We start from the raw sequence: 11,341 nt of genomic DNA on the forward strand, positions 1-11,341 counted from the left end.
GTAATCTATTTTAATGTTTTATTAATCTGATTTAATAAATAGCCATTCAAATCCGCATCGTATTCCCAAAACATTACACCTCCCATTTTATTTTTTATTACATATTCGCACTTTTGCTGAACGGATTTTTCGTCATCATAAGTCATGTATTCTCTAGTTGTGGGATTATAAATGTAAGATGCCTTTGCTTCTTTATCGTGATAAGCCGTGAAACCCTTTTGGTTGATTAAACTGTCTTTAATAAAAGTATAACCTTTTCCATATCTGCTGCTTAAAACCGAATCACCTAAACCTTTTATTGAGTTTTCTTTTAAGGTAAACGAACGACTGTAAAAAGCAATTCCCATAACCAGCTTACTGGCTGGAACACCTGCTGCAACAAATTCTTTAAAGGTTTTATCTGCATAATTTTCTGCCGGATGTTCTTTTGAATTATAGAGGTTTGTGTGATGACCTGCAAAATCTCCATTATAGAAATCGTAAGTCATCAGATTTACAAAATCAAGATACTGTTGGGCCTTATCCATTTCGGTGTGGCGAATAAAATTGGTAAATCCTCCAACCGCTACCGTTAAAAGCTTCTTAGTTTTGGTATTCTTTTCCAAACTATCCAACTCCAAACGCAGCTCTTTGAGCATTAAGGTAAAGTTCTGTTTATCTTCCGGTCTATAAATATTCCCTTCTTCACCAGAAATCGCTGGATATTCCCAATCGATATCTACCCCATCTAAATTAAATCTCTCAATAATGGCTACGGCACTTTGAGCAAATGCTTTTCTTGAAGTATCGGAAAGTGCAACATCCGAAAAATTCTCGCTCCAAGACCAACCACCAATAGAAATTAGAATTTTTAAGCTTGGGTTAACCTGCTTTAGTTTATTTAAATTTTGAAGGTTTAACGTATCGGTTGCTTCGCGATTTAAGAAAGCCCGATTATTCTTTACGTTTACAAAGGCATAATTTATATGCGTGAGTTTTTCTGCAGCAATTTTCGAAACATCAACCCATCCTTTATAGCCACCAACGTAACCAATAACAACTTTGGTTCTGGGCAAATTTTCTGAACGAAATGCCATGATCGCAATTGCACCGAAAAGTCCGATGAAGAATAAACGTTTAACAGTCTTCATATTTATTTCTTGCTTCGTAATAAAGCCTCTAGATAGTAGTAATCTGCATAATTAATGGGTACATCTATTTCTGACTTGGCTGGACGATGACCTGTACTGTGTTCTAATATGAAACCATAATTGGCCCCTGGTTTACTTGCATATTTCGTGCTTAACGAAACCAAGATCTTATCGGCAGCCATTTTGTATTTTTTCGCATCAGCTTTATTGTATTTTGCCAATTCGTAAAGTGCAGAAGCTGTTATCGCCGCCGCCGAAGCGTCTCTTGATACATTTGGAATCTGTGGATCGTTGTAGTCCCAGTAAGGAATTCCATCAGCAGGCGTAATTTTACTGCTTAATATAAAGTTTGCAATTCCGTTTGCCTGTTTCAAATAATTTGGATCTTTGGTTTCTCTAAAACACATTGTATAGCCATAAAGCGCCCAAGCCTGACCTCTGGCCCATGCGGATTCGTTTGCATAACCCTGGGCTGTTAATTTTTGCAAAACCTTTCCCGTTTCAGTATCGTAATCAATTACATGGTAAGAACTAAAATCTGGACGGAAGTGATTTTTCATTGTGGTATTGGCATGTGTAACCGCAATTTTATAGAAAGAGGAATCGCCAGTTAACTTGGTTACTTCAAATAGCAGTTCCAGATTCATCATATTATCTATAATTACCGGGTATTTCCATTTGTCGCCATTATGATCCCAAGATTTTAAAACGCCTGCCATAGCGTTAAATCTGGTAGAAAGCGATTTTGCGGCCTGAATAATTACTGATCGGTAAGCGGTATCTTTTGTTAATTTATAACCGTTACCGAACGGACAATAAATCATAAAGCCCAAATCGTGCGTGCCTTTATTAAACTGTTCTTTCTTAATGTCTTCGGTATATTTTCTTGCCAGATTTAACCACTTCTTATCTTTTGTATACTCGTAGAAATACCAAAGCTCTGCCGGGAAAAACCCACTTGTCCAATCTTTGGAGATTACCATTTTAAACTCTCCCTTTTCTACCGTTCTCGGAGAAACCAACAGGGGCTTGACCAATCTTGCTGAATCTACATTTTTAATGAGTACTTCGGTTTGCTTTTCTGCTGATGCAAATGCCTTTGCAACCTCTACCTTTTGTGCCTTTACCAAACTGAAAGACAATAACATTAAGGCCGATAACTTAATTTTTAAATTCATATTAATTTTTGCTTTCTTCTACCTGTTTTAAATATAACGATGAAGGCTTTAGTCCCTCCTTATTCTGATTTTCCCAAACCCCGATTGGTCTGCCCTTTAATCGACCTTCCGCTTTTTCTGCATGCACACCTATGGCGTAATTTAGCCCACTTACATAAGGATTTTGAACGGTAACTTTTGATGCCGTACAATTCCAAAGCACCTGATTTACGCCCGACCAACCATGTCCTGTTCCCCAATTGCCGCGGTCCTGAATGTTGATTTCTCCATCTGTGGTGATGTTATCGTACAGCGTACCCATTGCCCAACGGTGGTGCGGGCCAATATCAGCTTTTGCATTTTCAGATTTGCAGTTGTAAAATACGTTTGGTCCGCACACTTTAGCGCCCGTTACGTAATCGTGCCGACCTTCTGATGCATAGCAGTTTTCAAACAAATTCAGTTGCCCATCATTATTAAAGGAATATCTTCTGCCTCCAATAATCTGAGATTTCGGCGCTAGGCATTTACTATCTTTAACGGTAATCTGCTTACTATCGTGCGATAGATTTACGCATGAATAACCAAAATATCTACTCGTTACATTGCTCACCCAACTGTTCTCAATTTTATTGAATGAGATTGCATCCCAGCCATGTTCTTCATCGGTGTCGCCATTATATTCTGATTCTAACAACAGGTTTTCGATTCCAACTTCAGAAATTCTGCCATCAAAGGCACATTTATAAATTTCGCCACCCCCATATTGATCTTCCATAGCCATTACAATTGGGTTATCAATCGTAATCTGATTTCCATTTATAGCGGTAATGATTCGTTCGAATTCAAAATTATAATCTTCTGGTGTCCATTGGATTGTTCCGGTTCCGGGATCAATCTGATCCATTTTTAAATCGTGAATCCAATTGGTGGTTGCCGGACGATACACGACAATTTTATCTCCAATTGCCAATCCTTTTGCTGAAGTAAGATTCAAGGATTTGGTTCCTACAGGCACATAGTGATCTGTAATTTTAACTCTTGTTCCTGCAATTTCAATAAGCTTTCCTTCTCCAGAGGCCATAATTGTCTTCCTTTTACCTATTCCAGTGGCGATAAGTTTTGTTTCTTCGCCTTCGCCTCGAAGCACGATTCCGCTTGAAGAGATTTTAAGGCTTCCAGGGATTTTATAAGTTCCTTTTTTTAACAATATCGCACCACGAATCCCATTTGCATCTGTTTGTTTTTTGGCCAGTTCATTAATGGCTTGCTGGATTTTAACTTCATCGTTTTCACCTGTGGCAGATAATGTTGCTACCACCTGAACCTGAGGAATGGTCTTCTGATTTTGATGATAACCAACATGGCTAAAATCGGGAATGGTATTTCCTTTTTGATCGGCAATGTATTGCAAATGACCATCCTTTTTAATTTTAACGAATTTAGACTGCCATTCTTGAGCTAAAGTAATCTTCACGTTAAAACATGTAACAAGCAGAATACAAGATATTAATCTAAAAAAATAAGTAAAACTTATTTCTTGATCGAGACGACGGATCATTAATTTAAATGTTCTCACTATAACCAGATTAAAGGGTTGCGTACTGGAAGGTTACGAATAACTTCTTCTACCTTCGGTTTATGATCTAACTTTTTCCATGTGATAAACCAATCGTTTTTATTGTACTGAATGGCGCCGAAGAGCAGGAATGGCTGAGCAACAGGCCAGCTCTCCCAATACATTACATCGGGTTGCAAAGTCCACTTACTTTTATCGGCAATGAAAGGGTATAGATAGGAAATTCCTTTTTTAATCGATTTGCCATCAGCTGTTTCGAAATCCCATAGATTATCTTTTGGTGTTGAAAGAATTTGACAAAGCATTGTCATTGCATCTAAATTAAAAATTGCATAACCATAAGGTTTTGTCCTTGCCATCTCTAGCGGGAAACTGCCATCTATAGCCATTTGGCTTGGCAACAAAATGGTTTTATAACTTGTACGCAAAGAATCGAGCATGTTTTCATCTTTACAGAGTTTGGCAAAAGATGCTACCTGCATTGCCCAGCAGGTTGCATGGTTATTTTTTACGGTTTTCTCCTGTATGCCGGGTTTACTTGTATTAAGCCAGAGAATATAATCGGCAAACCATTTTTTTACGCCCTTTGCCGTTTCCTGATCAAAGGCCTTTGCCTTTTGCATTATCAAAGCGCCTTGAGCCACTTCCATTAAGTGAATGGTATCGATAATGCCGTAATTACGGCCTGTAAATTTTCCTTTTACGGCTTGAGCGAAAAGCAGATTTGGGTTCATAATGGTCTCTGCCTTTACAAACCATGCTCTTAAATGCTTTACGGCCTGTTTTACATATTTTTCATCGCCCGTAATTTTATAGGCAGATGCCAACGCTCCAATAATTTTACTGAAACGAACCATCGCCTTGCGGTGTTCTAAAAAATTATCGGGATTAGTTAATCCATCTCGATTAATATAAGGCCCATCTGGATTTTTCGGATCAGGCCAAAAATAATCCGCTTCTGAAAAGAAATCGTGCTTGCCTCCAGCGCTTCTAGGCGATGATGAAGCCGTAACGGTGATTGGGCTTTGTTGCATTGCCCACAAAGCGTCTTGCAAAATCTGCTTTTTTAACAAGGCTTCTGCCTGCGTTTTCATGCTCACCGGCTGAATTTCCCTCACGGTTTTAAATTTAGAAAAACCGGTTCCAATGAAATAGAATAGCGTTAATAAGAAAATAGGGATGATTCTTTTCATAATATTATAATTCGGTAAATACAGTTTTTAATCCTTCAGAAAGCACAGAAACTACGCTTTTACCCTTGTTTAATTTTACTTTAATAATTGCACGACCGTTATAAGCCTGTACTTTTCTTGATCCTGATGAAGTACCTTGGTTATCAATTAGTTTACCATCGCCAGTTAAACCAAAATTTATCCAATTGATGGCATCTAAGCAGCGTACGTTTTTCTCATCGTACAACATAACTTCTACGGTGGCGATATCCTCTTGTTGATCAATTTTCTTTAAAACCAATTTCGCGGGCTTACCCCATTTATCTGTTTGATAAATAAATTTGATTTCATCCGTTACGGTTTCTTTTCCTTTTTTAGCGATTACTTTTACGGTGTTTTCGCCCTTTACAAATGGAAGGTTCCAACGTAAACCTGCTGAGGGATAATCCTGACTGTTCCTTTTTTTAGTGCCAAAGCTTTTGCCATTTAAGAAAATTTCGGCATCGGTACAATTTGAGTACACTTTTACCATTTTTTCTTCACCCTCATCGCCCCAGCGTACTGGCCAGGTGTGACCATAGATGTGCGCCATAGGTTTTTCTGTCCAATAAGACTGAAAAACATAATAGGCTTCTTTTTTGGTGAAGTCTCTTTCTACCACACCTTTCTGATTCATGTAAGGAACTGGATTATCGGGACGAATGGCTGTAGAGAAATCTTTAAACGGCCAATATGCTGTTCCGCTTAACCAAGGCATGTTCTCCTGTTCCTTTAAATGCCAGTCGATTAGATTAGCCACGTATGATTCACTCCAATCGCCATCTTTAGAAATTCTGGCCGCGCCACCATAAAGCGAAGCATCGCCAGCTCTTTCATCTGCGCTTCCACCTGTTTTAATTTTACTGAGTGCCTTATCTGGATTTTCCGAATGGCGTAAGGCATGACTATCGCCACCCCATTCTACGTGAATAAAGCGTTTAACTTTTGCAAATTCTTCTTCCGTGGCTTTTTTGTAGTCGGTATAAGCACCGCGATACCAGCCTGCCCAAATGGAAGGCGAGTACACATCGACAATATCACTACAAAAATCACATCGCCTAATTGCGGTATAGCGAGAAGCATCAAGTTTATGCGATAAATCGTTCAGTTCTTTCATAAACGTTCTGATTTTTTCCTTATCGAATTCTGGAAAATCTCCCGGCCAATCGTTTTCATTGCCCAAGCCCCAAATGATAATACTTGGGTGGTTATAATGTTGCTCAATCATGTTATTGAGCATTCTGCGGGCTTGTTGTTTGTAAATTTCGCCTCCCAAACCGCCACGGCACCAGGGAATTTCTTCCCAAACGAGAATGCCCAAACTATCGCAAAGGTTTAAGACAATCCTGGATTGTTGGTAATGACCCAGGCGAATGAAGTTAACGCCCATATCCTTCATCATCTGCATTTCCTGGCGGACCATAGGTTCCGTCATTGCCGAACCAACGCCTGCGTGATCTTCGTGACGATGCGTGCCACGTAAAAGCAGACGCTTGCCGTTTAAATTGAATGGACCTTTTTCTACGAAATCTATATTCCTAAAACCGATCTTTTCTTCGCCTTTGAAATTTCCTGCTGAAGAAATGATTTCATAGTTTAAAGTATATTGGAGCGGTTTATCGGTCGACCAGCGTTGAGGTTTTTTCAATTCCAAACTCCACAAATCCAAATCACCCGATAATCCATTCAACTTCTTTTCTGATTTATAAACCAATTTTCCCGTTGGATCGATAAGTTTCATTTGAACAGAGGCATCGCTCATCCCCTTTGGGTTATAAAAGCGGGCCTTAACAGTCAACTTACCAAGTTTTCCCTGTGGATCTACTTCGGCCCTGGCAAACATTTTATCAACGGAAAGTGCTGGTGTATAAACCAGATTGAGGTAACGATAAATTCCTCCATAAACGTTAAAATCAGATAAATCAGAAGGAATCATTTCCAAATCCCTAGTATTATCGGTACGGATGGAAACTGGAACCTTGCCCTTAAACTGTTTTTTATAAACTTCTGTCTTTTGAAATTCTGCAACAGCATCGGTAATATCAACCGTCCATTCATCGTAACCCCCTATATGGGCGCCAACTTTTGTGGTATACACATACACCTCAGTTTTTTGTCCGGCACCCTCAAAATGCAAAATGGTTCTTCCGGTTTTATATGGGTTATTGATGGCCAGTTGGGTGCGGTACCAAGCTGGACCCTGATAATAATTTACATCGGGATCTACAGCATCTAAAGCATTAACACAATGTGGAAGGCTAACGTTCTGCCAAAGCGGAACGGCCTCCGGATTGCCTACTCCAACCGGGCGAACCGCTTCCCAGATCCCTCCTAAATCCTGTCTCAAAAATTCCCAGTTATTATTTAGCCGAGTAGATTGTTGCGCAAACAATAACTTGCTTGTTAACAATACAGTTACTAAAATTATATATCTTACTTGCTTTAACATAAATCAATATTCTTAAACCTTTAAACGCAGGTTTTTCTTCTCTAAAATGGATACCAAAAAAATAACTAAAAAGGCCATAAAAAACGATCTCATAATGCCTCCAACACCATTGCTTAAAAAATGTGGAAAGCGAAAATGAATCAGCCAAAAAACAGAATACAATAAATAAGGAATCAGGTAGCAGGTAAGCGTGCTCGTTCCCGCAGGTTTAATAAATTTAAACCAGTTGCTTTTTCCTTTTATATCAACTAAAAAAATAAGAATTTCGAAAACCAGGATGGTGATTCCCATACAGATAAATACCCAAGCTGGCGTGGCATATATCTTCGAAATTCCCCCTGCGTATGGTCGGATAAACATGCCAAAAGCAATAGAAATTAATCCAATTAAAGCCAACTGGATCCAAAAGTCCTTGTAATCTTCATTTTTTACAAAACGTGTATAAAGCGAAGAAATCAGGATTCCGCCCATCATTAACGTAATGGATGATGCATCTCCAATTATCCAGAGGTGAACATGGAGCAGATCCATATGGCTACTGATATTGATGCCGGCAAAAACGAGAAAGGCTAAAACTAAAATCCATAAATTGCCTTTGCTGAGTACATAAACAAAGGCAGAAACTAAATAAGCCCAGCCAATGATGCCCAATATGCCCCACCAATGAGGTTTTAACCCTTCTGGTTGTTCGGTGCTTCCTCCTTTATATAGAAATGCCAAGATTGCCAACAATAGTATACCTCCAATAATAAACCGGATCTTTTTTGTTTTCGAAAGCGTTTTAGGATAATCGAGCCAAATTAAAAAGAAGGAAATGGTGATGAGTATGGTATAAACTGCATAAGGCAATAGCGCTGTTTCGCCATTATAGTTTTCTAAATTTACGTGAAAAAAGCCCATTGCAATAAGTGCTAAAGCTCTTAATAGAATATAACCTGCTATAGAAATAAATGATTTTCCTTTTGCTATCCGGCTTTGAATTGCAAATGGCAGGGATAAACCTACAATAAACAAAAAAGCAGGGAATATTAAATCAGAAAAGCCCATCCCATCAACTTCAGCTTTGGTATGTTCTATCCACTCGGGAATGTGGTGTACGCCTGCCACGTCATTAACGAAGATCATCAAGAACATGGTAATGGCTCTTAATACATCAACTGATAAAATACGTGCAGGGAGTTTTTTCATCTTGTATTTTTCTATTCTAGTAGATTTTTCTTAATTGAATGGCATTTAAAACCGGTTTTCCTTCAATGGCATTAAAATCGATAACGATACCTTTTCCGTTCTGAACCGTTATGGTCGTTTTCTTTTTTACAGCTGTGGTGTATCCAAAATCTGTCGCGATATTGAGCTTGCCCATAAAAGGAGCGCCGTTAATTGCAACATCAAAAATGCGTTGCTCTACCACTTCCTTCTTGTGGTTATTGTCTAAATTATAAGCAAGTGCTTCTTTGGTTTCGCCCCCAACAAGCTCGGCAAAATGCAACGAAAGTTCGTATTCACCATCAGGAACATCAAACTTAAACTGTTTAATGCCAACCTGTTGTGTTTGATAAACCGGATCGTTATCGGTGCCCAGAATATTTTTATCACTTCCATAAGTGATGCGGTTATTTGTGCCTTTGAATGGTTCGCCACCAATCCAGCCCCAGCTTCCCGCTCTATAGGGTTGATCGGGAATCCAGAGTTGGTGTTCCTTTTCATCAATATAAAAACGCTTAGAACCTAACAGCACATTTACATCTGTAAATTTAATCTGATCTGCAAAGCGATATGGCTGAAGCTGAAAGTTCAGATCCGTTTGATCACTATTATCGCCGGAAACCGCCCTTAACTGATTTTTTCCATCTACAAAAGGAACTTCCCATTGGCAAATGTGATCTATCGCATCTTTAATCCCTAAACTTTTTCCATTTAGAAACAGCTCAACTGATTTTAAATTTGTGGCGACCTGAATTGGTTGCTTCGAGGTTGATGATGCAGAATCTGCAATACCCGCTCTATCTTTCCATTGAGCGGAAGTAATTTTGAGATAAGGTTTATTTGCCAAATAGGCCTGGTAAAGAAAATAAGTGTCTTTTGGCTCCCGACCAATGGTTAATAAACCTTTGTTGTTAATATGAGGCATGGTTTCCTCACGGGTTTCAGAATTAAAATCAGCTAAATTCCAAGCCATTCCACCACTTACAAATGGTCTACTTAGCATGGCGTTTAAATACACCTGATTAAACTGAATGCCATATTCTACACTTTTATCAAAGCGAACAGGCAAAAACGATCGAATGCGAGGATCGGCATCTGCGCCATACTCCGTTACCAACATGGGCTTATCGGCTAATTCCTTATGGTGGCGATCTAAAAACTTTGCAAAATCTGCCGGTACTCCCGAGTACCATCCAGAATATAAATTCCAGCCCACGATCATTGGAATTTTAGTAAGGCCCACCCGATTGTAAACATCAAATGCACCATGATTAACCAATAAAGTGTATCTCGAAGGATCTTCTTTTCGGGTTAAATCATCTAGCTTTTGAGCAAGCTCACGGATGTGGTCGTAATAAATCTGCTGGCGGGGCTTATCATTCGTAAACTTAGGGCGAAGCAAAATTTCATTCATATAAGCCCAAATGATGATGCTTGGGTGATTGAAATTCTGTTTAATCATTTCCGTTTGCATGTTTAAACAGTTCGCTGTAAACGCCTCCGATTCGGTAATGGTGTTTACAACCGGGATTTCTACAGAGGCCAAAATACCCAACCGATCGCAAGCTTCGAGAATTAATGGGTCTTGAGGATAGTGTGCAACCCTTAAAAAATTGCCACCCATGTTTTTCAGCAATTCAATATCGCGGGTTTGAAGCGCATCTGGAGTTGCATTACCTAAATTTTCATAATCCTGATGACGGCTTGCGCCAATCAATTTTAGCGGTTTGTCATTTAAAAAGAAGCCCTGATCTGCATCAAACTTAAACCATCTAAAACCGAGCGGATTCGAAACTTGATCAAGTGTGGCTTTCGTTTTAACATCAATAATCTTGGTTACAACCCGGTATAAATATGGATTTTCTGGCGACCATAATTCAGGTTTCGAAATCGACTTAATATCCTGAATAACAATCATATTGCCTTTAACTAAGTTAACAGCAACTACTTGATTGGCTACTTTAATCCCTTTAGCATCGAATACCGTAGTTAAAACCTGAACTTTTTTGGCAACATTTGAGTTATTATCAATAGAACTTTTAATCTGTACACTTGCGGTAGAAGCTGAAACCTGAGGTGTGGTAATAAAGATGCCCGAACTTCCATTTTCCTTTTGAGAGAAATGTACAGGGTTTGTAATCAGCAAAGTAACATTGCGATACATGCCGCCAAAAAAAGTAAAATCGGCTGTTAAGGGCGGAATATCTTCATTGAAACGATTATTTGCCCTTACTTCAACAACATCATCTTTATAGTTTAAATACTGCGTAATCGGAACAATAAAGTGCGTATAACTTCCGATATGTTTACCTACAGATTTTCCATTTATGAGTACTTCCGCTTCTTGTGCAACACCATTGAAAACAAGAAAAATTTCCTTTCCCTTGGCACTTTCATCCAGTTTAAGTTTGCGTTTATAAATGCCTAATCCACGATAATAGCCTGCCACATCGTCCAAAACGTCTTTATCATTCCAAGTATGGGGAAGGTTAACCTTTTCAATTGGTCCGTTTTCTTTTTGAAATTCCCATTGATCGTTTAAGCTTATCGCTTTGCGGCCACCATCCTGAGCATAAGAATTTATCATCCAAAAGGATGTGAAGAGGAGT

General features: G+C 38.9%; 7 protein-coding genes. All 7 read right to left on the reverse strand.

Annotation, left to right across the window (positions count from 1 at the left end; all coding sequences use genetic code 11):
- Positions 1 to 5: 5 nt before the first annotated feature.
- Complete coding sequence (locus DF947_RS03730; RefSeq protein ID WP_109928311.1) at positions 6 to 1,130, reverse strand: glycoside hydrolase family 18 protein; 1,125 nt, start codon at positions 1,128 to 1,130, stop codon at positions 6 to 8.
- A 2-nt stretch (positions 1,131 to 1,132) separates the two neighbouring features.
- The gene (locus tag DF947_RS03735; protein WP_109928312.1) at positions 1,133 to 2,308 is read right to left on the reverse strand and encodes a glycoside hydrolase family 88 protein; all 1,176 of its coding nucleotides are present in this window, start codon (positions 2,306 to 2,308) and stop codon (positions 1,133 to 1,135) included.
- Position 2,309: 1 nt separating this feature from the next.
- Positions 2,310 to 3,764 carry a hypothetical protein gene (locus DF947_RS03740; RefSeq protein WP_205940729.1) on the reverse strand — a complete coding sequence of 485 codons (1,455 nt, stop codon included), beginning with the start codon at positions 3,762 to 3,764 and terminating at the stop codon, positions 2,310 to 2,312.
- A 101-nt stretch (positions 3,765 to 3,865) separates the two neighbouring features.
- The gene (locus tag DF947_RS03745) at positions 3,866 to 5,059 is read right to left on the reverse strand and encodes an alginate lyase family protein (RefSeq protein ID WP_109928314.1); all 1,194 of its coding nucleotides are present in this window, start codon (positions 5,057 to 5,059) and stop codon (positions 3,866 to 3,868) included.
- Between the two features lie 4 nt (positions 5,060 to 5,063).
- On the reverse strand, positions 5,064 to 7,526 hold the full coding sequence (locus DF947_RS03750; protein WP_109928315.1) for a glycoside hydrolase family 2 TIM barrel-domain containing protein: 2,463 nt from the start codon (positions 7,524 to 7,526) through the stop codon (positions 5,064 to 5,066).
- Between the two features lie 12 nt (positions 7,527 to 7,538).
- The gene (locus DF947_RS03755) at positions 7,539 to 8,714 is read right to left on the reverse strand and encodes a DUF5009 domain-containing protein (RefSeq protein WP_109928316.1); all 1,176 of its coding nucleotides are present in this window, start codon (positions 8,712 to 8,714) and stop codon (positions 7,539 to 7,541) included.
- Positions 8,715 to 8,730: 16 nt separating this feature from the next.
- Positions 8,731 to 11,319, reverse strand: coding sequence for a glycoside hydrolase family 2 TIM barrel-domain containing protein (locus DF947_RS03760; RefSeq protein ID WP_109928317.1), 2,589 nt, complete (start codon positions 11,317 to 11,319; stop codon positions 8,731 to 8,733).
- Positions 11,320 to 11,341: the final 22 nt, after the last annotated feature.

Source organism: Pedobacter paludis (assembly GCF_003173575.1).
In the GTDB taxonomy this organism is placed as follows: Bacteria; Bacteroidota; Bacteroidia; order Sphingobacteriales; family Sphingobacteriaceae; genus Pedobacter; species Pedobacter paludis.